Genomic DNA, 20,579 nt, shown 5'->3' with positions numbered 1-20,579 from the left:
GCGAAGCGGCCGCCTTCGCGCAACATCACGCGCTTACGGACGCTCGAGCGCGAGCGCCACGCCCATGCCGCCGCCGATGCACAGCGACGCCAGGCCGCGCTTCGCGTCGCGGCGCTGCATTTCATGCAGCAGCGTCACCAGAATCCGGCAGCCCGACGCGCCGATCGGATGGCCGATCGCAATCGCGCCGCCATTCACGTTGATCTTCGACGTGTCCCAGCCCATCTGCTTGTTCACGGCCAGCGCCTGCGCCGCGAACGCCTCGTTGATCTCCATGAGATCGAGGTCGTTCACCGACCAGCCCGCGCGTTCCAGCGCGCGCTTCGATGCCGGCACCGGCCCCATGCCCATCACCTTCGGATCGACGCCGCCCGATGCATACGCCTTGATGCGCGCGAGCGGCTTCAGGCCGAGTTCTTCGGCTTTCTTCGCCGACATCACGACCACCGCCGCCGCGCCGTCGTTGATGCCCGACGCATTTGCCGCCGTCACCGTGCCTTCCTTCGAGAAGGCGGGCTTCAGGCTCGACAGCGATTCCGCCGTCACGCCGTGGCGCACGAATTCATCGGTCTTGAAGACGAGCGGATCGCCCTTGCGCTGCGGAATTTCGACCGGCACGATTTCGTCGTCGAAACGGCCCGCCTTTTGCGCGGCTTCCGCCTTGTTCTGCGAGGCCGCTGCGAACGCGTCCTGCTCCTCGCGCGTAATACCGTATTCCTTGGCGACGTTTTCCGCCGTCACGCCCATGTGGTACTGGTTGTACACGTCCCACAGACCGTCGACGATCATGCTGTCGATGAGCTTCGCATCGCCCATGCGGAAGCCGTCGCGCGAACCCGGCAGCACGTGCGGCGCCGCGCTCATGTTTTCCTGACCGCCCGCGACGACGATTTCGGCGTCGCCCGCGATGATCGCGTTCGCGGCCAGCATCACCGCCTTCAGGCCCGAGCCGCAGACCTTGTTGATCGTCATCGCCGGCACCGACGCCGGCAGGCCCGCCTTCAGCGAAGCCTGACGCGCCACGTTCTGGCCCGAACCGGCCGTCAGCACCTGACCCAGAATCACGTCGCTGACCTGCTCGGGCTTGAGCCCCGCGCGCTCCAGCGCCGCCTTGATGGCAATGGCGCCCAGATCCGGCGCGGCGATTTTCGCCAGCGAGCCGCCGAATTTGCCTACCGCGGTACGTGCGGCCGAAACGATCACAATCTCAGTCATTTTCAGTTCCTCCGGGCGGCGCGATTCTGCGAGAGACGCCCACCCAGTCAAGTTAAAAACCCGTCATTTCCTTGCGTGCCTGCGCGCGTATCACTCGCGCTGCTGCACATACCGGCCCGGCGCGGGCTCGATCTCGGGAAACTCCGCAGAACCAGCCTGCGCACGCGGCTTGACCTTCTTGCCGCCGAACTGGTCGAGCCATTCGGCCCACGTGGGCCACCAGCTGCCTGGCTGCTCCGCGGCCTCGCCGAACCAGTCGTCCGCCTCGTCGGGCAGATGTTTGGCGTCGGTTTCGACGCTCCAGAAACTGCGCTTGTTCTTCGACGGCGGATTGATCACGCCCGCAATATGGCCCGACGCGCCCAGCACGAACTTGAGCGGCCCCGAGAGCAGCGGCACCGACGCATACGCGCTGCGCCACGGCACGATGTGATCCTCTCGCGAGCCGTAGATGAACGTCGGCACATCGATGCGCGACAGGTCCACTTCCTCGCCGCACACGGTGAGCACGCCCGGCTCGCGGAGCTTGTTTTCCAGATACGTATTGCGCAGATACCACGCGTACATCGGGCCCGGCAGGCTCGTCGAGTCGCTGTTCCAGTAAAGCAGATCGAACGCGGCGGGCGTGCGGCCCTTGAGGTAGTTGTCGACGACGTAATTCCAGACGAGATCGTTCGGACGCAGGAACGAGAACGTGTTCGCGAACTCCATGCCGCGCATCAGGCCCGGCGCGCCGCCGTTCTTGCCGCCGATGGTCTGCTCGCGCATCTGCACATGCGCCTCGTCGACGAACACGTCGAGCACGCCCGTGTCGCTGAAATCGAGCATCGCGGTGAGCAGCGTCATCGACGAAACCGGATGTTCGCCGCGCGCCGCCGCGACGGCCAGCGCCGTGGCGAGCAGCGTGCCGCCCACGCAGAAACCGAGCGTGTTGATCTGCTCGCGGCCGCTGATGCTGCGCGTCGTTTCGATCGCGCGCAGCACGCCGTCTTCGATGTAGTCGTCCCAGTCCTTGTCGGCGATGGTGGCGTCGCCGTTATGCCAGGACACGAGGAACACCTGCTGCCCCTGCTCCAGCGCGTAGGCAACGAGCGAGTTCTCGGGCTGCAGGTCGAGGATGTAGAACTTGTTGATGCACGGCGGCACGATCAGCAGCGGCCGCTCGCGCACAGTGGCCGTGCGCGGCTTGTACTGGATCAGCTGGAACAGCGCGTTTTCGTAGACGACCGAGCCTTCGGTGGTCGCGAGATTGCGACCCACGACGAAGCGCGATTCGTCGGTCTGCGAGATCTTGCCGCGCGTCATGTCGCCGAGCAGATTCATCACGCCCTGACGCAGGCTTTCGCCGTGGCTTTCGAGCAGCGCGTTCTGTGCTTCGGGATTCAGCGCGAGGAAGTTGCTCGGCGATGCCGCCGCCGTCCATTGCTGCACGACGAAGCGAATGCGCTCGCGCGTTTTCGTGTCGGTGTCGAGCGCGTCGACGAGTTCATGCAGATAGCGCGCGTTGAGCAGATACCACGCGGCCGTGAACGCATACGCGGGCGTGGTCTTCCACGCGTCGGCGCTGAAGCGGCGGTCCTTGAGTTCGGGCGCCTTGGGCGTGGCCGCCGACGCTTCGCGCAGCAGTTCCATGGCGTCGCGCGAATACTCGGCCTGGAGATGCTGCAATCGCGTGGGTTCGATCGACGCCGAGGGCATCTTGAACGCTTCGAAGGCGCTGAACGGCGAGCCCATCGACGGGTTCATCGCAGCCGGATTGAACGCTGCGGGATTGAAGGCCGCGGGGTTGAATCCCGGCGGAGCGAACGCGGAAGGATTAAAAGCCGTGGGATTGAACGCCGCGCCGAAGGCCGCCTGAAATGGATTCGCAGCCGCGCCGTTCGCGCCCGGCTGGGCCGCCTGGCCCCACTGCTGCGCACCCGTTTGTTGCGCAGCATTCATGGCGTTGCGCCAGGCCTGCGTCCACGCTTCGAGCATGTGCTGCATGCCGGCCGCGTCCGGCGTGAAATTCGGAAAGAAAGACTGTGCACCGTCTGAAGCGCCCGCACCGGGGGTCGTCGTGGAACGTTGAGATGCCGTCATGCCTGCTTTTGACCGATGTGTCCCGAAGGACTGGTTGAGAGGCAGGTGGGCCGCGAACGCTGCGCTACTGCCGTGCGCCTCGTTGCGTCCTGTCCCGCAGGTGAGGGACATTTTTGCTCCCCACCGCAAAGCGTGTCAATGCTTGTTCCCGATTTTGCCGCACTGCGATATTTTTTTTATTATCGTTTTCCCGATGTAATCCTTCGCTTAAATCGCGCGTATAAAAAGATCGATGCGGTGCAGCACAAAAAATCGCGTGCGCGCAAGTGCTTGCGATGCGCCAGACGAATCGCCGATTCGATTCGCGACGCATGCTTCGCCCTATGGCGTCATGAACGGTGCAGCGCAGCAAAATATGCTGCGAATCAGGAGGCAAATCAGGATGCGAAGATGCGGCGAATCGTGAATGCAAAAGGGAATGCAAACGCGCGCTTCCGGGTCGATCGAACGACGATGGAAGCGCGCAGTTTGCGGGCGATGCAGGGTTAAGACGCAGATACACGACGCAGATAACGACGCAAGCGATGCCTTGCGTCAGATCCGGCTCAAGGTGTGATCCAGATCAGCGCGGCCATGCGGCCCGTGACGGGTTCGCGCCGATACGAGTAGAAGCGCTCGCGATCGGTGAACGTGCACATATCGCCACCGCTCGCGTGCGCGATGCCCAGGTCGGCGAGGCGCAGGCGCGCGAGTGCAGCGAGGTTAGCGAGGAATTTGCCGGGCGCCTCGGGGCGCGGCACGAACGCGGCGGCGGTCGCCGCGCGATGTGCGGCGTCGACAGCATCGACGTGATTCATGAACGCGTCACGCACGTCTGCCCCCACTTCGAAGGCTTGCGGACCGATCGCCGGTCCGAGATACGCGTGCAGCGCGCCCGTCTCGCAGCCGGCGAGCGCCGCGACGCGACGCGCCGTCGCTTCAATCACGCCACCCGCGAGGCCGCGCCAGCCCGCGTGCGCGGCGCCCACCGCGCGGCCTTCGGGATCGCACAGCAGCACCGGCATGCAGTCGGCGACCATCACCGTGCAGGCGATGCCGGGCTGGTCCGTCACGCTCGCATCGGCTTCGAGCGGCGTGCCCGCGCGCGCGGCGGCCAGCGCGTCCACCGCATCCACCACGCGCGGACCGTGGATCTGCTTGAGCCACGCGGCCGGGACGCCCGCGTGCGCGAGCAGGCGCGCGCGATTGGCTTCGACCTGATCAAGATCGTCGCCCGAACCGCGCCCGAGATTCATGCCGCCGGGCAGATCGACGCCTTCGCCGCCGATATCGCCCGCAGCCTGCCAGCGCCCGAACGGCGGCGCGCTCACGCCGCCGTTACGCGTGGTGACGAACGCGCGCACGCGCGGCGACACGCGCCAGTCGGGATGCAGCAGATCGGCGGCGGTCAGTTCCGGGCAGGTCGTCGTCATGCGCGCTTGTCTCCTTTGCCGTGATCTTCGTGATCGCCGTCGTCTTCGTGCTCGTCATCCTCGTCGTCGTGGTCATCTGCGTAATCCTCTTCGTTACTGCCGATTACGTAGCCCTCGTCCGTGTAGGCGCTGTCGAACATGTCGTCGAAGCCGTCTTCGTCCTCTTCCGAACCGAAGCCCAGCGCCTCGATCAGCTCGTCCATATCGTCGGGCACTTCGGCGCGCCACTGCATCGCGCGGCCCGTGACCGGATGGATGAGGCCGAGGCGCCACGCGTGCAGCGCCTGACGCGCGAAGCCGTTGGGCAGAGCCGCGACCGAGCGCTTGCCGCGCGCGTGGCCGTAGACCGGATCGCCGAGCAGCGGATGGCCGACCGCCGCGCAATGCACGCGGATCTGGTGCGTGCGGCCGGTTTCCAGATCGCAATGGATCGCGCTGACGGGCTGGTTATGCCAGAGCGTCTTGTCGATGCGGCGGAAATGCGTGCGCGCGGGCTTGCCCGACGCGCCCTTCACGATCGCCATGCGCGTGCGCTCGCGCGAATCGCGGCCGATCGGCGCGTCGATGGTGCCTTCGTCGGCGATATTGCCCCACACCAGCGCCAGATAGCGGCGCTTGACCGTGCGTGCCTGCAGCTGGCGCACGAGGTCGGTCTGCGCCTCGAGCGTGCGCGCGACCACCATCAGCCCGGAGGTTTCCTTGTCGAGCCGGTGCACGATGCCCGCGCGCGGCAGCCCCGCCGCCGCCTCGCCGTAGCGGTGCAGCAGGCCGTTGAGGATCGTGCCGCTCCAGTTGCCCGCCGCCGGATGGACGACGATCCCCGCGGGCTTGTTGATGACGAGAATCGCGTCATCTTCGTAAATAACTTCGAGCGGCACCGGCTCGGGCGTGAACGCGAGCTGCTCGGGCAGCAGGTCGGGCACGAGCTCGATCGTCGCGCCAAGCGGCACGGGCTGGCGCACCTTGGCCGGTTTGCCGTCGACGAGCACGCGCTGCGCCTCGATCCAGCTTTGCAGCCGGTTACGCGAAAATTCGGGGAAAACCTTGGCGAGCACCTTGTCGAGACGCTCGCCCGCAAGCTCGTCGGGCACGTCGGCGCGGCGCGCCTCCTGGTCCCGCTGCGCCTGACGCGTGCGCGGAATTCCCGCCGGAACATCGCCGGAAATAGCGCCTGAAGCGCCTTCGGAGACGTCGCCGATCAGGTCGTCGTCAAGCGCTTCATTGGCTGCTGCGGCATTGGGGTCATCGCCCAGGCTATAATCGCTGATGCTGTTTTGGGCGCCGGGAGCGCCGGCACCCGGAGTAACTGAACGGGTCATTGAGTCTGGGTCACCTGTGGACCTGAAGCTGGACTGGAAAATGCGAGCCTTGAACACGATTACGAAACTGGCCCAATATGCGGTGGCCCGGAACGCGGCACGAGCACAAACGCTCGGCAAGATTGGCAACGTCATTCGCATTGCCGCCTGCGGCGCTGCGATTGCCGCTGTCGCGGCCTGCCACGGCCTGCCGGAAAAGACCGACGAAACGGCAACGTGGAACAACAACAAATTATATACGGAGGCCCAGGACGCGCTGTCCGGCGGCGACTGGGGCAAGTGCGCGAAATACTTCGAGCAGCTTGAGGGCCGCGATCCGTTCGGCCACTTCGCCCAGCAGGCGCAGATCAACGTCGCCTACTGCAACTGGAAGGACAACGAGAACGATGCCGCCGACCAGGCGATCAATCGCTTCATCCAGCTGCACCCGGATCACCCGGACATCGCCTACGCGTACTACCTGAAGGGCATGATCCACTTCAACGACGACCTCGGTCTGTTCGGCCGCTTCTCCGGCCAGGACATGAGCGAGCGCGATCCGAAGTCGCTGCGCGAGTCGTATGACGCGTTCAAGGTGGTCGTCGACAAGTATCCGCAGAGCAAGTACGCACCCGACGCGGCGCAGCGCATGCGCTACATCGTGAACGCGCTGGCTTCGCACGAAGTGCACGCGGCCGACTACTACTATCGTCGCGGCGCCTACGTGGCGGCCATCAACCGCGCGCAGCTCGCGATCACGGAGTACAAGAGCGCCCCGGCGATCGAAGACGCGCTGCACATCATGATGCTGTCGTATCAGAAGCTCGAACAGCCGCAAATGGCCGACGACACGCGCCGCGTGCTCGCCGCCACGTTCCCGGACAGCCCGTACGTCACGGGTCACGCGCGCCCGAGCAAGGACGCCAACAAGTCCTGGTGGCAGCTCTGGTAAGCGCTGCATCGTCGCCTGACAGAAAAAACGCCACGGTTTTCCGTGGCGTTTTTTTATGCCTTGGCGCCGCTCATGGCGGCGCCTGCCGGGACTGATCGCTCAGTCGCGCTCGAACAGCGCGATCGATTCGACGTGCGAGGTGTGCGGGAACATGTTCACCACGCCCGCGCCCTTGAGGCGATAACCGGCTTCGTTGACGAGCACGCCCGCGTCGCGCGCCAGCGTCGCAGGGCTGCACGACACGTAGACGATGCGCTTGGGCAGCGGGCCGTTGCCGCTCTGCGCGATCTCGGCGAGCGCCTGCGACACCGCGAGCGCGCCTTCGCGCGGCGGATCGACCAGATACTTGTCGAAGTGACCGAGTGCGCGGATGTCGTCGGCGGTGACTTCGAACAGGTTGCGGCAGGCGAACGACGTATGGCCGTCCACGCCGTTGGCGCGCGCATTTTCGAGCGCGCGCGTCGTCAGCTGTTCGCTGCCCTCGATGCCGACCACCTCGCGCGACAGGCGCGCCAGCGGCAGCGTGAAGTTACCGATGCCGCAGAACAGATCGAGCACGCGGTCGCCCGGTTCGGGCGCGAGCAGACGCAGCGCGCGGCCCACGAGCACGCGGTTGATCTGATGATTGACCTGCGTGAAGTCGGTCGGCTTGAACGGCATGCGGATGCCGAATTCCGGCAGCGTGTAATCGAGCGGCGTGTCGAGCGGATAGAACGGGAACACCGTTTCCGGGCCCTTCGGCTGCAGCCAGAACTGCACGTTGTGCTCGTCGGCGAACGCGCGCAGCAGATCTTCGTCGGCGGCCGTGATCGGCTCCAGGATACGCAGCACGAGCGCCGTCACGCTCGAACCGACGGCCAGCTCGATCTGCGGCATGCGATCGCGGATTGACAGCCCTTCGACCAGCTTGCGCAGCGGCACCAGCATCGCCGAAACGTGCTGCGGCAACACTTCGCAGCTCGTCATGTCGGCCACATAGCTGCTCTTGCGCTCGTGGAACCCCACCAGCACGCCGCCCTTCTTCGGCACATTGCGCACGGTCAGGCGCGCGCGATAGCGATAGCCCCAGGACGGTCCGTGGATCGGGCGGAACATGGTCTCCGAACGCACCTTCGACAGGTGCTGGAGATTGTCTTCGAGCACGCGTTGCTTGACGGCGATCTGGGCGCGCACGTCCAGATGCTGCATCGAGCAGCCGCCGCACTTGCCGAAGAACGGGCATTGCGGCTTGGTGCGAATCACGCTTTCACGCAGCACGCTCACGACTTCCGCCTGCTCGAACGTCGGCTTCTTGCGATAGCTCAGATAAGTGACGCGCTCGCCCGGCAGCGCGCCCTCGACGAAGATCACCTTGCCCGGCTCGCCCGATTCGGTGACGGTGCGGCCCACGCCGCGCGCCTCCATGTCGAGCGACTCGATTTCGAGAATTGGGGCATCAGCGACCGAGGCTTCCACGGCGGCGCGCTTTTCGGCGCGGCGTTCGCGCTTGCTGCGCTTCTTCGAGGGCGCGACGGGGATCGCGCCGGCTTGCGCGGGCTCGGCGTGGAGCGTTTCGGCTTGGGGGTCGGGGGCAGCTTGGGACACCAGCGGATTCCTGACAGACAGTGGGGGGTGGATTTTTTAGGCGAAGGCGAGATTGTAGTCGATTCGGCGGCGGCGGCCTCATGCGCGCCGTCGCAGGATGCGCACTGGCCGCTCAATTCGTCGACGCGGACGGCCTGTCGGACCGTCTGATATTGGGCCCTAGCGCTTTCAGACTTGTCTGATCCTCGTGCATGACGCCCGTCAGTACGATGGTTCTTGCGATGTGCCAGCGCCATCGGCACAAAGGACCCGACATCATGAACACGCTCATTTCCACCCCTGGTTTTGCGATCCCGCTCGCCTTGTTGTGTGTGGCGGTCACCTGTCTCGCGCCGCTCATCGACGCGTTGCCAACCGGCGCGTCAGCGGGCAGCGCCGCGCGCAGGCGCTCTTACTGCTTCGCGGCAGCCATCCTCGGCACGCCGGTGTTCGTGATCGGCGTGGTCTGGCTGGCCGTGCATCTGCTGCTCGACTAGCGTCGCGCTCCCACACCCGCGCCCAGACTGCTTGCCCGCGTTCACACACGGCAGTTCGGATTCCCGATCAGATCGCCCGATCGCTTTCGGACTCTTCTGATGGAAACGGCACCGCGCTCGGCGTACTCGTTGCACTCCCCATCAAAATTTTCGACATCGCCATGAAAACCCTGCTTTGCTGCACACTCGGCGCGGCCGCGCTGACGCTCGCCGCCTGCTCCGCCCCGACCGCCAAACCGGAAACCGTCATGTCGCTGGTGGCGCCCGGCATGACGCAGAACGACGTCATCAAGCGCGTCGGGCCGCCCGACCGCTTCTACGGCGAAAGCGGCAACGAATGCTTCCAGTATGCGCTCGGAAAATACGGCGACGTGCCGTTCGCGATCTACTTCAAGCGCCAGACGGTGATCGCCACCGCGCGCGCAGCCTGCAATCCGGCACTGGTTCGCGCAAGCGCGGGACCGGCCGTTGCCTGGCATTCGGCCGACTACAGCGTGACGCGCCGCTGATCCGCGCCAGGCGGGCGTGGTTCCTGCGCGGCTTCCAGCGCGATACTGTCTCGATCCGGTCATCGCGCAATCTCGGGAGCCCGTCATGAAACTCGTGAGCTGGAACGTGCAATGGGGCCGCGACGCGTCGGGCATTGTCGATCTCGCCCGCACCGTGCGCGAAGCCCGGCGTCTCGCCGACTTCGACGTGCTGTGCCTGCAGGAAATCACACGCGGCTTTCACGCGCTGCCGGGCGGTCCCGGCGACGATCAATTCGCGGAACTCGCCGCGCTGCTGCCGGGCTTTACGGTGATCGAGGCGATTGGCGCCGATCTGCCCCCCGCTTCTGGCCAAGCCGACGCGCCTCGCCGGCAGTTCGGCAATGCGCTCGCAACGCGGCTGCCCGTCGCGCAGGTGTTTCGCCACTTGCTGCCCTGGCCCGCCGACGAGGCCGCGCCCTCGATGCAGCGCGTGGCGCTCGAAGCGGTCATCGACGTCTCGGGCGCGACAACCGAAGGCGGCGCGCTGCGCGTGCTCGTCACGCATCTGGAGTTTTATTCGGAGCGCCAACGGCTCGCCCAGGTGGACGAATTGCGCCGCCTGCAACAGGAAGCCGCCGGGCACGCGGCGCAGCCCGCGCCCGCCGAAAACGCCGAGGGCCCGTTCGCGCGCACAGCGCGGCCGGTGAGCGCGATCGTCTGCGGCGATTTCAACAGTGCGTGGAACAGCGCCGCCTACCGGCGCATGCTGGAGGCGATCGACGGCAGCCCGCCGTTCGTCGACGCCTGGGCCGCCCTGCATCCCGGCGCGACGCCGCCGCCCACGGCGGGCGTCTACGACACGCAGCAATGGTCGGACGGGCCAATCAGCTGCGATTTCGTGTTCGTCACGGAGGATTTGAGCGCGCGACTCACGCGCTGCGAGTTCGACGGCGCGACGCGCGCGTCGGACCATCAGCCGGTCGTGCTCGAAATCGACTGATCCCGAGCCGGAAAGCGCGGCGTCACGCGCCGCGCTGGCTCATTCGGCGTCGCCGAACGCCTTCAGATATTTGTCCCAGTGCGGAGCGGTTTCGGCCGCGAGCGACTGCTTCACGAAGGTGATCTCGTCCGCGTATTCGCGCTCGCTGAAGCCGCCGCGCATCATCTGAAAGCGGCAATAGAGCAGATACGTGTTGACCACGTCCGTCTCGCAGTAATTGCGGATTTCCTCGATCTGGCCCGCCTGGAACGCCGTCCACACCTGGCCGCCGTCCATGCCGAGCTTGCCCGGAAAGCCGCACAGCTTCGCGAGCGCGTCGAGCGGCGCGTTGGCGCGCGCCTGATACATCGCGAGCAGGTCCATCAGGTCGGTGTGACGCGAGTGATAGCGGCTGATGTAGTTGTTCCACTTGAACTCGCGGTCCGCGTCGCCCATTTCCCAGTAGCGCACCGCGCGGATGCCGTGCACCAGCGCGCGGTAATGCAGCACCGGCAGGTCGAAGCCGCCGCCGTTCCACGACACCAGTTGCGGCGAATACTTTTCGATGGTGCGGTAGAACGAGTCGATCAGCTTCGCTTCGCCGTCGCCGGGCGTGCCGAGCGAGCGCACGCGAAAGCCCTGGCCGTCGCGGAACACGCAGGAAATCGCGGCCACGCGTTGCAGATGATGCGGCAGGAAATCGCTGCCGGTTTTCTCGCGGCGCGCGGCGAACGCGTGTTCGGCGACTTCGGTGTCGCTAAGCGTGGCGGGCAGATCTTCGAGACGGCGAATGCCGTCCACATCGGGAATGGTCTCGATGTCGAATACGAGTACAGGTGTCATACCGGATGACGGCGCGGATCGGCCGCGCCGGATGAGTTGTTCTTAGAGGACGGCGTCCTTGCGTACGCCGTTCGATGCGAAAAAGCGTTTGAGGCGCACCAGCGCCTCCTGCTGGATCTGCCGCACGCGTTCGCGCGTGAGGCCCATTTCGTCGGCCAGTTCTTCGAGTGTGGCCGGTTCGATATGGTTCAGGCCGAAGCGCCTTTCGATGACATGCCGATGCTTGTCCGACAGACGGCCGAGCCACGCGCGCGTGAGCGTCTCCAGTTCGCGGTGCTGCACCTCGGCGTCGGGCGACTGGCTCTGGTCGTCGGACAGCAGGTCGAGCAGGCTGCTCGCGGGATCGAGATCGAGCGGCGCGTCGAGCGAGGCCGTGTGCTCGTTGAGCGCGAGGATGTCGGTGACTTCCTCGGTGGTCTTGCCCGTGAGATAGGCGATGTCGTCGATGCTCGCGTCGCGCCGGTCCGACGCCGCGTTGGCGTTCAGCGAATTCTTCTCCAGATGGCGCTTGGCGCGCAGCACCTGATTGAGTTCGCGGATCACATGCACCGGCAGGCGCACCGTGCGCGCCTGGTTCATGATCGCGCGTTCGATGCTCTGACGGATCCACCAGGTGGCGTAGGTCGAAAACCGGAAGCCGCGCGTAGGATCGAACTTCTCGATCGCGTGCATGAGACCGAGATTGCCTTCCTCGATGAGATCGAGCAAAGGCACGCCGCGATTCAGATAGCCCTTCGCGATGCTGACGACGAGGCGCAAATTGCGCTCGATCATCACCTGACGCGCCTCGAACTCGCCTGCCTTGGCGAGACGCGAGTAGCGCTGCTCCTCCTCGACGGTGAGCAGCGGCTTGACGCTGATCCGGTTCAGATAATGCTGGATGGTGTCGGCCGTGAGTTCGGCCTGCAGGATGGCGCGGAAATCGTCGGCGTCCGAGGGCGCTGCGCCCTCTTCGCCTTCGCGGCTGCCGCTCTCTTCCGAGCCCGATTCACGCTCCTCGCGTTCCTCGCGCTCCTCGAGATCGCGCTCCTCGTCGTCGGCCGCCTGCGCGCCGTCCTCCACCGAAACCTGGGCGGCTTGACTGTCAGACTCGGCTTGCTGCAGACGGCGCTTCGATTTCGGCATGGTCGGCTCGCTTTATTGCGGCGGCAAGTACTTCAGTGGGTCGACGGGCTTGCCCTGACGGCGTACTTCGAAATGCAGCATCACGCGATCGGAGTCAGTATTGCCCATTTCGGCAATTTTCTGGCCCTTCGTGACCGCATCGCCCTCTTTTACCATCAAAGCCCGGTTGTGTGCGTACGCTGTCAAAAACGTGGCGTCATGCTTGATGATAATGAGATTGCCGTAACCGCGCAGCCCATTTCCGGCATAAACCACGCGGCCATCACCTGCCGCCTTGACCGGATCGCCCGCCGCGCCGCCGATATTGACACCCTTGTTCTTCGAATCGTCGAAGCCGTTGAGCACCGGACCGCGCGCCGGCCATGCGAGCGCAATGCTGCCGCCCGGCGCCGCGGCCATGTCGCCCGTGCTGGCAGCGGGCGGCACAGCGGCTTGCGGCGCCGACGTGGCGTTCGCACCCGAGCCGATCATCGGCGGCATCGCAGCCTGCGAGCCCGGCTGCGGCGAAGCAGCCATGCCCGGCACCGGCGCGGTAACGACGCCCGGCGTGTAGGCCGCGGCGTTGCTCGCACCCGGCGGCACGACACGCAGCAACTGATCCACCTCAATCTGGTTCGGATTGGTGAGGTTGTTCCACGTGGCGATGTCGCGATAGTTCTGACCGTTTTCGAGCGCAATCCTATAGAGAGTATCGCCCGGCTTCACCCGGTAATATCCCGGAGGCGGCGGCCCGAGCGGCACCGGCGGCTGCGCGCCGGCCGTGCCGAGCGGTGCGGTGCGGTCCACGACGGGCGCGTTGTCGAGACGCGTCGCGCAGGCCGTCAGGAGACAGAGCGCGATGACCGAGGCACTGCGTTGGGCCGCGGTCAGGTCGATATTCAAGCGTTTTCTTTGCATCGCGCGCAACATACTCATCGGTTTCAGATCACTCCGGATTTTAAAGGGACAAAGAAAACGCGATCAAGCCGCGACTCCCGCCACTGCGCCGGGCCCGTGCGCTCGACGAGCGTGAGCACCTGGGTCGCCTCGCCCTGCTCAGCGACCGGCGCCACGAGCCGCCCGCCGATGGCGAGCTGCTCGAGCAGCGCCTGCGGCACGTCGAAACCCGCGGCGGCGATCACCACCGCATCGAACGGCGCCGCCGACGGCAAACCGAGCCGTCCGTCGCCGTAATGCAGGCGGATGTTCGGGATGCGCAGCGGACGCAAATTCGTCTTCGCGCGCTCGTATAACGGCTTGATGCGTTCAATCGAATACACATCGCGTGCGATCCGGCTCAAGACCGCGGCCTGATAGCCGCAGCCCGTGCCGATTTCGAGTACGCGGTCGAGCTCCCGGCCCGCGCCCGCGAGTTCCAGCATGCGGGCGACGACCGAAGGCTTCGAGATGGTCTGGTGATGGCCGATCGGCAGCGCCGCATCTTCGTAGGCCTGAGCCGCGAGGCCCGGATCGACGAACATGTGGCGCGGCACGGCCGCGAGCGCCTGGATCACGCGCGGATCGGTCACACCGTTGGCACGCAGGCGTTCGACCATGCGTTCGCGCACCCGTTCCGAAGTCAGCGCGAGCGCGCCGTTGAGCGCGACGCCTGGCGCGCCCGCGCTGGGCGTCACGTGGGTGCGCGCGGGCGCGGCCGTATGCGGCTGCGAGGGCCGCGCGGACGGCGAGCTTGCACCCGAAAACGATTGCGCCGAACGCCCGGCGAGATCGGCGCGCGGCTTGGCCGATGCGCCGCTCAACGAACTGCCCGCCGACTTGCCGGATGGATTGCCAAGCGGATTGCCGGACAGCTGGCCGGGATGCGAGGACTTGCGCGCGGGCGAGGCCGCGCTATGCGCGGCGCCCGGCGCCTTGGCGGCCTTGACGCCGCCCGATCCCGCGATGCCGCCGATGCCCGGCGTACCCGACGCACCCGGCCCGCGCGCGCCGAGCGGCGCAGGCTTCGCGGCGCTGCTTTTCGCCACGCCGGGTTTGCTCGGGCTCGCAAGAGAACCGCGCGCGTCGTCGCGACGGCGCGGCTCGCGCACCAGATCCGCGAGGCCCAGCGGGAAACGCTTCGTGCGCTCGCCCGTCATGAAGCGCCGCCGCCCTGGCGCACCCAGTCGTGCGTCGCCGGCAACAATTGCGTATGCGTGAGGTCGAGTTGCAGCGGCGTGATCGACACGTGGCCGTTCGCGACTGCGTGGAAGTCCGTGCCTTCGCTCGCGTCGCGCGCGCTGCCCGACGGGCCGATCCAGTAGATCGGCTCGCCGCGCGGATTGGTTTCGCGGATCACGGGCTGCGAGGGATGGCGCTTGCCGAGGCGCGTGACGCGCCAGTCGCCGAATGCCTCGTACGGCAGGTTCGGAATGTTGACGTTCAGCAGCGGGCTGCCCGGCAACGGATGTTCGAGGTAATGCTTGACGATGTCGGCGGCGACGCGCGCGGCGGAATCGAGGTGGACCCAGTCCTTGTCGACGAGCGAGAACGCGATGGCGGGCACGCCGAACATGATGCCCTCGGTGGCTGCCGCGACCGTGCCCGAATAGAGCGTGTCCTCGCCCATGTTCTGGCCGTTGTTGATGCCGGACACGACGAGATCGGGCTTGTGGTCGAGCATGCCCGTGAGCGCGATATGCACGGAGTCGGTGGGCGTGCCGTTGACGTAATAGAAGCCCGTCGTGGCCGAGCGCAACACCGAAAGCGGGCGCCACAGCGTGAGCGAGTTCGAAGCGGCGCTGCAGTTCTGCTCGGGCGCCATCACCGTGACTTCGCCGAGCGGCTTGAGCGCTTCGTAAAGCGCGGCAAGGCCGGGGGCGAGGTAACCGTCGTCGTTGCTGATCAGGATTCGCATCAGCCGATTGTAACCGAGGAAAGAAGGCAGGCGAACGACAGGCGGGGCCCCGCTGCATCGCCGCTTACGACTTCGCGCGCGGCGCATTCCTACTATCGCTTTCATGAAATCGCAGGGCCATTTTCTTCATCTCGGCGCGCGCGATTCGTCTTACCTTGGGATCCGCTACGTCAGCGCCTTCACGATCGTCGGCACACGAAACAAATCGCACGATCGTTCGCAATCCGTCGGATTGCCGTACACTGTGCTGCTGTGCAGTATCCATGACCGAAGTGACAAGACAGGAGACACGATGCGCGCAATCCGCTGCAACCAGTACGGCCCGCCCGACACGCTCTCGATCGAGGAACTGCCCGACCTCGTGCCCGGCGCGGGCCAGGTCGTCATCGACGTGAAAGCCGCGGCCGTCAACTTCCCCGACGTGCTGATCATCGAGAACAAATATCAGGTCAAGCCGCCGCTGCCGTTCACGCCCGGCGCCGAAGTCGCGGGCGTCGTGCGCGCGGCGGGCGAAGGCGTGAAGCTCGCGCCCGGCACGCGCGTCGTTGCGTACGTGGGCAACGGCGGCTTCGCGCAGCAGGCCATCGCGGAAGCGGCCGCCTGCGTGCCGCTGCCCGAAGGCGCCGACTTCGCGACGGCCGCCGCGTTCACGCTCGCCTACGGCACCTCGCATCACGCGGTGGTCGACCGTGCGGCGCTGCGCGCGGGCGAGACGATGCTCGTGCTGGGCGCGGCGGGCGGCGTGGGCCTCGCGGCGGTGGAGATTGGCAAGGCGCTCGGCGCGCGCGTGATCGCGGCCGCATCGAGCGACGAGAAGCTCGACGTCTGCCGCCGCTTCGGCGCCGACGCAACCATCAACTACACGACCGAGGATCTGCGCGAACGCATCAAGGCGCTCACCGACGGCAAAGGCCCCGACGTGATCTACGACCCGGTCGGCGGCGAGTATGCGGAACCGGCGTTCCGCAGCATCGGCTGGCGCGGTCGCTATCTCGTGGTCGGCTTCGCCAACGGCGAGATTCCGAAGCTGCCGCTCAACCTCGCCCTGCTCAAGGGCGCGAGTCTCGTCGGCGTGTTCTGGGGCGATTTCGCGCGCCGCGAGCCGCAGAACAATGCGGCCGCATTCGCGGAGATGGTCGGCTGGATCGGCGCAGGCAAGCTCAAGCCCTATGTCTCGAAGCGCTACACGCTCGAAGAAACCGCGCAGGCGCTCAAGGACATGGCGTCGCGCAAGGTCACGGGCAAGATCGTGATCGAGCCCTGACGCACGCGCGCATCGCGCACCATGAAAAAAGGCTCGCCAGGTGCGAGCCTTTTTGTTTTTGCAGCGGCAACGATCAGACGACCTGCTGCTCGTGCAGCCGCGCGATCCGATCGGCGTCGTAGCCGAGCGAGCGCAGCACTTCGTCGGTATGCTCGCCGAGCGCCGGGCCGAGCCAGCGCGTGTCGCCGGGCGTCGCCGAGAGCTTGGGCGTGACGGCGGGCAGCGCGATATCGACGCCCTCGCCCGACTCGCCATGCGCATCCTTCGTCTGCCAGCGGAACTGCTGGATCATCTGGCGCGCGGCGAACTGCGGATCGGTGAACATGTCGGCGGCGCTGTAGATGCGGCCCGCGGGCACGTCGGCGGCGTTGAGCACGTCGAGCGCCTCGTCGATCGTGCGCGTCGAGAGCCACGCGGCAATCGCGCCGTCGATCTCGGCGGTGCGCGGCACGCGGCCGTCGTTGTGCGCGAGCGCGGGATCGTTGGCGAGATCCTCGCGCTCGATCGCCGTCATCAGGCGCTTGAAGATCGGATCGCTGTTGCCGCCGATCACGATGCTGCCGTCGCGGCACGGATAGGTATTCGACGGCACGATGCCCGGCAGCGACGCGCCGGTGCGCTCGCGCACCATGCCGTAGACGCCGTACTCGGGCACCACGCTTTCCATCATGTTGAACACGGCTTCGTAGAGCGCCACGTCGACGATCTGGCCGCTGCCGCCGTTCATGTTGCGGTGATGCAGCGCCATCATCGCGCCGATCACGCCATGCAGCGCCGCGATCGAATCGCCGATCGAAATGCCGATACGCGGCGGCGGCAGTTCGGGATAGCCGGTGATGTGGCGCAGACCGCCCATCGATTCGGCGATCGCACCGAAACCCGGACGATCGCGATACGGCCCGGTCTGCCCATAGCCGGACAGCCGCACCATCACGAGACCGGGATTGTGCTTCGAGAGCACGTCGTAACCGAGGCCGAGTTTTTCGAGCAGCCCAGGCCGGAAGTTCTCGACGACGATATCCGCTTCCGCCGCCAGGCGACGCACGATCTCCTTGCCCTCTTCGGCCTTGAGATTGACGGTCACCGACTTCTTGTTGCGCGCCTGCACGGCCCACCAGAGCGAGGTGCCGCCCGCTTCGGGCCAGAGCTTGCGCCACTTGCGCAGCGGATCGCCGCCCTTCGGGTCCTCGATCTTGATGACCTCGGCGCCGAACTCGCCCAGAAAACGCGCCGCGAACGGCCCCGCGATCAGCGTGCCGAGTTCGAGCACCTTGACGCCCGCAAGCGGGCCCGCGCCTTTCGCGTCAGCGCCATTGCCGACGCCAGCGCCGGATTCGTTGGATTCGGCTGCGCTCATACGTCTCCTTTCGTGTTTTTTGCTGCGGCCCGCGCCGCTTACATCGAGCGGCGGTCGAGCATCGCGCGCGCGATCGTGCCCGCGTCGACGTATTCGAGTTCGCCGCCCACCGGCACGCCGCGCGCGAGGCGCGTGACCGTGAGGCCGCGTGCCTTGAGCGTCTGGCCGAGATAGTGCGCGGTCGCCTCGCCTTCGTTCGTGAAGTTGGTCGCGAGCACGACTTCCTTGACGACGCCGTCCGAGGCGCGCTTCACGAGGCGGTCAAAATGAATTTCCTTGGGACCGATGCCGTCGAGCGGACTCAGATGGCCCATTAGCACGAAGTACAGCCCGCGATACGTGAGGGTCTGTTCGAGCATGATCTGGTCGGCAGGCGTCTCGACCACGCAGAGCAGCGTGGGATCGCGCTCGTCGTCGAGACAGGTTTCGCACACCTGAGCTTCGGTGAACGTGTTGCACTTCTCGCAGTGCTTGAGGTGGTCGGTCGCGAACGTGAGCGCGCGGCCGAGCTTTTCAGCGCCCTCGCGGTCGTGCTGCATGAGGTGATAGGCCATGCGCTGCGCCGACTTCGGCCCGACGCCGGGCAACACGCGCAGCGCCTCGACGAGCGCCGACAGGGCGGAAGGTTGTTTCATGCGGATTCAGCGTGGCAAAACAGTAAGCGCGATAAGCACACGATAAGCACGCGATACGCGCGCACGGCAAGCGGACGATCGGCGTGCGGTGAATGCGAGCACGGCGCGCGATCAAACGGCCCGGGCGGCGCGCACGCACGGCCCGGCGCAGGGCGCGCCGCGATTGCGCGCGACACCGGTCCACACGGACCGGCAGCGCGCGGCAGCCGCTTTAGAACGGCATCTTGAAGCCCGGCGGAATCGGCAGACCGGCCGTCATGCCGCTCATCTTTTCCTGCGACGTGGCTTCGGCCTTGCGCACGGCGTCGTTGAACGCAGCGGCGACGAGGTCTTCGAGCATGTCCTTGTCGTCGGCGAGCAGGCTCGGATCGATCGACACGCGGCGCACGTCGTTGCGGCAGGTCATCGTCACCTTGACGAGACCGGCGCCCGCCTGACCCTCGACTTCGATCTGGGCCAGCTGCTCCTGCGCCTTCTTCATGTTTTCCTGCATCTGTTGGGCTTGCTTCATGAGCCCGGCGAGTTGGCCTTTCAACATTTCATTGCTCCTTGTGGATCAGGGTGATGCGTCGCGCGCGCGGCGACGAAGCAGGCGCTCCATCGCCGCGCGGCGCAATTCAATGGGCGGCCTGGCCGCCCTGCGCGGCTTCGGGCGCGATCGGCCGGATCGAACCGGGCACGATGCTCGCGCCGAAGTCGCGAATCAGTTGCTGCACGAACGGATCGGCGCCGATCGTGCGTTCGGCGTCGCGCTGACGCTCGGCGCGCGCGGCGGCGTCGAGCGCGGCGGCCGTGCGGCGCGCCGGACCAACGGTCACGTCGACGTTGACGGGCTTGCCGAGCGCTTCCGCGAGCGCCGTCTTGAGCTTGGCGACCTGCGAGCTTTCCGCGTACTGCGGCACCGGCACGCTGAGCTTGAGCACGTCGCCGTCGAGCGCGGTCAGTTCGCTGTTGAACGCGAGCTGATACGAAATGCCCTTGAGCGACAGCGTGGCGGCCAGCGCGGGCCAGTCGCCGTTGAAGCCGATGGCGTCGAGCGCGATGCCCGGCGGCAGCTTGCTGACATCGACCACATTCGCCGATCCTGCCGATGCCGGCGCATTCGCGGCGCTCGCGCGCGGCGCGGCGGACTCGCTGTCGAACGACGGCGCGAAACCGTCATCGGACGACGAGAAATAGGCGTCGTCGGCGCCGAGCGGCATGTAGTCGTCGGGCGGCATGTCGTCGAACTGGCCGCCCCACGGCGGCGCGCCCGAGGCGTCCTGACGCGCAGCCGCAGCGCGCGGCTGACGCGCCTGCGCTTCCTGCGCGGCGNNGCGCGGCGGCGCCGGCCGGCGTGCGCGCGGCGGAGCGGTCCGTCGAGACGCGCAGGCCCTTGTTGCGCAGCAGATCGAGCGCCGCGCTCGCACCGCTACGCCCGGAGGCCGGTGCGGACGATTCGAACGGGTCGTCGGGCGTTTGCTGCGTCGGTTGGGCTTGTTCTTGTGCGGCCGGAGCGGGCGCGGCGGCAACGGGCTCAACCTCTGCGGCTGGCTCGGCTGCCGGTTGCACAACGGCTTCGACCGGGGCTTCCACCGACGCTACAGGGCTCGCGGCTTCGCTCGGCGCGGCAGCAACAACGGCAGCGGCCTCAACCGGAGCAGGCTGCGATGCAGCGGCATCTTCGTCTTCCCACGGCGGCACGACACGCGGCTGCGCCGCGCTCGCTTCCGCCCTGGCGGGTTCGGCAGGCGCGACTTCAACCGGCTTCGCCTCGACGACAGGCGCGGCAGCCGGAGCCGCAACGCTCGGCGCGACCGGCGCACTCGCACGCGGCGCGGGCGCCGCCGTAGCGACGGGCGTGGCAACCTGCGGCTGCACGTCCGCGCGAGACACCGGCGCGCTGCCGACACTGCCCGCGCTCACCGAAGGCTCGAACGCCAGCATGCGCAGCAGCGCCATCGTGAAGCCCGCATACTCGTCGGGCGCGAGACCCAGTTCGCTGCGGCCCAGCGTCGCGATCTGGTAATAGAGCTGCACCTGCTCGGGGCTCAGCGCCTGCGCGAAGCGGCGCA

21 protein-coding genes are annotated in these 20,579 nt (G+C 66.7%); 6 read left to right on the top strand and 15 right to left on the bottom strand.

Features of this window, described 5'->3' with window-relative positions; genetic code table 11:
• Positions 1-33: 33 nt before the first annotated feature.
• Together LDO54_RS05275 and phaC are read right to left on the bottom strand one after the other, a co-directional pair.
• Positions 34-1,215, bottom strand: a complete 1,182-nt coding sequence (locus LDO54_RS05275) for an acetyl-CoA C-acetyltransferase (protein WP_224007448.1) — start codon at positions 1,213-1,215, stop codon at positions 34-36.
• A gap of 90 nt (positions 1,216-1,305) precedes the next feature.
• Positions 1,306-3,297, bottom strand: coding sequence for a class I poly(R)-hydroxyalkanoic acid synthase (gene phaC / locus LDO54_RS05270; protein ID WP_224007446.1), 1,992 nt, complete (start codon positions 3,295-3,297; stop codon positions 1,306-1,308).
• Between the two features lie 138 nt (positions 3,298-3,435).
• Between phaC and LDO54_RS05265 the strand changes: the two genes are divergently transcribed.
• Positions 3,436-3,786 carry a hypothetical protein gene (locus LDO54_RS05265; RefSeq protein WP_224007443.1) on the top strand — a complete coding sequence of 117 codons (351 nt, stop codon included), beginning with the start codon at positions 3,436-3,438 and terminating at the stop codon, positions 3,784-3,786.
• A 56-nt stretch (positions 3,787-3,842) separates the two neighbouring features.
• Here LDO54_RS05265 and pgeF read toward each other — a convergent pair whose 3' ends face one another.
• Both pgeF and LDO54_RS05255 read right to left on the bottom strand, forming a co-directional pair.
• Positions 3,843-4,709 carry a peptidoglycan editing factor PgeF gene (gene pgeF / locus LDO54_RS05260; protein WP_224007440.1) on the bottom strand — a complete coding sequence of 289 codons (867 nt, stop codon included), beginning with the start codon at positions 4,707-4,709 and terminating at the stop codon, positions 3,843-3,845.
• A complete protein-coding gene (locus LDO54_RS05255) occupies positions 4,706-6,028 on the bottom strand; it encodes an RluA family pseudouridine synthase (protein ID WP_224007437.1) in 1,323 nt (440 codons plus the stop codon). Before LDO54_RS05255 ends, pgeF begins: the two co-directional genes overlap by 4 nt.
• 40 nt (positions 6,029-6,068) lie before the next feature.
• Here LDO54_RS05255 and LDO54_RS05250 point away from each other — a divergent pair, with 40 nt between their 5' ends.
• A complete protein-coding gene (locus tag LDO54_RS05250; RefSeq protein WP_224007433.1) occupies positions 6,069-6,959 on the top strand; it encodes an outer membrane protein assembly factor BamD in 891 nt (296 codons plus the stop codon).
• 99 nt (positions 6,960-7,058) lie between these two features.
• Here the strand turns inward: LDO54_RS05250 and rlmD are convergent, their stop codons facing one another.
• The gene (gene rlmD / locus LDO54_RS05245; protein ID WP_290371067.1) at positions 7,059-8,414 is read right to left on the bottom strand and encodes a 23S rRNA (uracil(1939)-C(5))-methyltransferase RlmD; all 1,356 of its coding nucleotides are present in this window, start codon (positions 8,412-8,414) and stop codon (positions 7,059-7,061) included.
• Between the two features lie 386 nt (positions 8,415-8,800).
• On the opposite strand from rlmD, the gene LDO54_RS05240 reads away from it, so the two are divergent.
• From LDO54_RS05240 to LDO54_RS05230, 3 genes are all read left to right on the top strand, one after another.
• Positions 8,801-9,019, top strand: coding sequence for a hypothetical protein (locus LDO54_RS05240; RefSeq protein ID WP_224007417.1), 219 nt, complete (start codon positions 8,801-8,803; stop codon positions 9,017-9,019).
• A gap of 161 nt (positions 9,020-9,180) precedes the next feature.
• Entirely contained in the window at positions 9,181-9,528 is a 348-nt protein-coding gene (locus tag LDO54_RS05235) for a hypothetical protein (RefSeq protein WP_224007415.1), read from the top strand.
• Positions 9,529-9,613: 85 nt separating this feature from the next.
• The gene (locus LDO54_RS05230; RefSeq protein ID WP_224007413.1) at positions 9,614-10,489 is read left to right on the top strand and encodes an endonuclease/exonuclease/phosphatase family protein; all 876 of its coding nucleotides are present in this window, start codon (positions 9,614-9,616) and stop codon (positions 10,487-10,489) included.
• 39 nt (positions 10,490-10,528) lie between these two features.
• Here the strand turns inward: LDO54_RS05230 and LDO54_RS05225 are convergent, their stop codons facing one another.
• Genes LDO54_RS05225 through surE form a run of 5 tightly spaced genes read right to left on the bottom strand, consistent with a single transcriptional unit; the run spans position 10,529 to position 15,269 of the window.
• Entirely contained in the window at positions 10,529-11,311 is a 783-nt protein-coding gene (locus LDO54_RS05225; RefSeq protein ID WP_224007410.1) for a 3'-5' exonuclease, read from the bottom strand.
• 42 nt (positions 11,312-11,353) lie between these two features.
• On the bottom strand, positions 11,354-12,436 hold the full coding sequence (gene rpoS, locus LDO54_RS05220) for an RNA polymerase sigma factor RpoS (protein ID WP_224007407.1): 1,083 nt from the start codon (positions 12,434-12,436) through the stop codon (positions 11,354-11,356).
• A gap of 12 nt (positions 12,437-12,448) precedes the next feature.
• Entirely contained in the window at positions 12,449-13,351 is a 903-nt protein-coding gene (locus tag LDO54_RS05215) for a peptidoglycan DD-metalloendopeptidase family protein (RefSeq protein WP_224007404.1), read from the bottom strand.
• Positions 13,352-13,356: 5 nt separating this feature from the next.
• Entirely contained in the window at positions 13,357-14,511 is a 1,155-nt protein-coding gene (locus tag LDO54_RS05210; protein ID WP_224007401.1) for a protein-L-isoaspartate(D-aspartate) O-methyltransferase, read from the bottom strand.
• Complete coding sequence (surE, locus tag LDO54_RS05205) at positions 14,508-15,269, bottom strand: 5'/3'-nucleotidase SurE (protein ID WP_224007398.1); 762 nt, start codon at positions 15,267-15,269, stop codon at positions 14,508-14,510. Before surE ends, LDO54_RS05210 begins: the two co-directional genes overlap by 4 nt.
• Before the next feature lie 292 nt (positions 15,270-15,561).
• On the opposite strand from surE, the gene LDO54_RS05200 reads away from it, so the two are divergent.
• Entirely contained in the window at positions 15,562-16,533 is a 972-nt protein-coding gene (locus LDO54_RS05200) for an NADPH:quinone oxidoreductase family protein (RefSeq protein ID WP_224007395.1), read from the top strand.
• A 73-nt stretch (positions 16,534-16,606) separates the two neighbouring features.
• Here LDO54_RS05200 and LDO54_RS05195 read toward each other — a convergent pair whose 3' ends face one another.
• The 5 genes from LDO54_RS05195 to LDO54_RS39195 form a co-directional block, all read right to left on the bottom strand.
• Positions 16,607-17,890: a CaiB/BaiF CoA transferase family protein gene (locus LDO54_RS05195; RefSeq protein WP_224007392.1), complete on the bottom strand. Its 1,284-nt coding sequence runs from the start codon at positions 17,888-17,890 to the stop codon at positions 16,607-16,609.
• 38 nt (positions 17,891-17,928) lie between these two features.
• Entirely contained in the window at positions 17,929-18,525 is a 597-nt protein-coding gene (gene recR / locus LDO54_RS05190) for a recombination mediator RecR (RefSeq protein WP_224007375.1), read from the bottom strand.
• Between the two features lie 211 nt (positions 18,526-18,736).
• Entirely contained in the window at positions 18,737-19,063 is a 327-nt protein-coding gene (locus LDO54_RS05185; RefSeq protein WP_027818382.1) for a YbaB/EbfC family nucleoid-associated protein, read from the bottom strand.
• 79 nt (positions 19,064-19,142) lie between these two features.
• Positions 19,143-19,745 carry a DNA polymerase III subunit gamma/tau C-terminal domain-containing protein gene (locus LDO54_RS39200; RefSeq protein WP_436975508.1) on the bottom strand — a complete coding sequence of 201 codons (603 nt, stop codon included), beginning with the start codon at positions 19,743-19,745 and terminating at the stop codon, positions 19,143-19,145.
• Entirely contained in the window at positions 19,684-20,544 is an 861-nt protein-coding gene (locus LDO54_RS39195; RefSeq protein WP_436975511.1) for a hypothetical protein, read from the bottom strand. Before LDO54_RS39195 ends, LDO54_RS39200 begins: the two co-directional genes overlap by 62 nt.
• Positions 20,545-20,579 lie beyond the last annotated feature (35 nt).

Source organism: Paraburkholderia tropica, assembly GCF_914484835.1.
GTDB classification, from domain to species: Bacteria; Pseudomonadota; Gammaproteobacteria; order Burkholderiales; family Burkholderiaceae; genus Paraburkholderia; species Paraburkholderia tropica_A.
Note: the sequence above shows the minus strand (reverse complement) of the source record. Positions and strands in the feature narration are given on the sequence as shown.

What these genes read in the sequence shown, in the direction of transcription:
- pgeF (WP_224007440.1), bottom strand. Translation starts at nt 4,709, where the DNA reads ATGACGACGACCTGCCCGGAACTGACCGCCGCCGATCTGCTGCATCCC.
- rpoS (WP_224007407.1), bottom strand. Translation starts at nt 12,436, where the DNA reads ATGCCGAAATCGAAGCGCCGTCTGCAGCAAGCCGAGTCTGACAGTCAA.
- LDO54_RS05230 (WP_224007413.1), top strand. Translation starts at nt 9,614, where the DNA reads ATGAAACTCGTGAGCTGGAACGTGCAATGGGGCCGCGACGCGTCGGGC.
- LDO54_RS05200 (WP_224007395.1), top strand. Translation starts at nt 15,562, where the DNA reads ATGCGCGCAATCCGCTGCAACCAGTACGGCCCGCCCGACACGCTCTCG.
- LDO54_RS05210 (WP_224007401.1), bottom strand. Translation starts at nt 14,511, where the DNA reads ATGACGGGCGAGCGCACGAAGCGTTTCCCGCTGGGCCTCGCGGATCTG.
- LDO54_RS05255 (WP_224007437.1), bottom strand. Translation starts at nt 6,028, where the DNA reads ATGACCCGTTCAGTTACTCCGGGTGCCGGCGCTCCCGGCGCCCAAAAC.
- LDO54_RS05215 (WP_224007404.1), bottom strand. Translation starts at nt 13,351, where the DNA reads ATGAGTATGTTGCGCGCGATGCAAAGAAAACGCTTGAATATCGACCTG.
- LDO54_RS05195 (WP_224007392.1), bottom strand. Translation starts at nt 17,890, where the DNA reads ATGAGCGCAGCCGAATCCAACGAATCCGGCGCTGGCGTCGGCAATGGC.
- LDO54_RS05185 (WP_027818382.1), bottom strand. Translation starts at nt 19,063, where the DNA reads ATGTTGAAAGGCCAACTCGCCGGGCTCATGAAGCAAGCCCAACAGATG.
- LDO54_RS39200 (WP_436975508.1), bottom strand. Translation starts at nt 19,745, where the DNA reads ATGCCGCCCGACGACTACATGCCGCTCGGCGCCGACGACGCCTATTTC.
- LDO54_RS05240 (WP_224007417.1), top strand. Translation starts at nt 8,801, where the DNA reads ATGAACACGCTCATTTCCACCCCTGGTTTTGCGATCCCGCTCGCCTTG.
- LDO54_RS05275 (WP_224007448.1), bottom strand. Translation starts at nt 1,215, where the DNA reads ATGACTGAGATTGTGATCGTTTCGGCCGCACGTACCGCGGTAGGCAAA.
- recR (WP_224007375.1), bottom strand. Translation starts at nt 18,525, where the DNA reads ATGAAACAACCTTCCGCCCTGTCGGCGCTCGTCGAGGCGCTGCGCGTG.
- surE (WP_224007398.1), bottom strand. Translation starts at nt 15,269, where the DNA reads ATGCGAATCCTGATCAGCAACGACGACGGTTACCTCGCCCCCGGCCTT.
- LDO54_RS05250 (WP_224007433.1), top strand. Translation starts at nt 6,069, where the DNA reads ATGCGAGCCTTGAACACGATTACGAAACTGGCCCAATATGCGGTGGCC.
- LDO54_RS05225 (WP_224007410.1), bottom strand. Translation starts at nt 11,311, where the DNA reads ATGACACCTGTACTCGTATTCGACATCGAGACCATTCCCGATGTGGAC.
- phaC (WP_224007446.1), bottom strand. Translation starts at nt 3,297, where the DNA reads ATGACGGCATCTCAACGTTCCACGACGACCCCCGGTGCGGGCGCTTCA.
- LDO54_RS05265 (WP_224007443.1), top strand. Translation starts at nt 3,436, where the DNA reads ATGCTTGTTCCCGATTTTGCCGCACTGCGATATTTTTTTTATTATCGT.
- LDO54_RS05235 (WP_224007415.1), top strand. Translation starts at nt 9,181, where the DNA reads ATGAAAACCCTGCTTTGCTGCACACTCGGCGCGGCCGCGCTGACGCTC.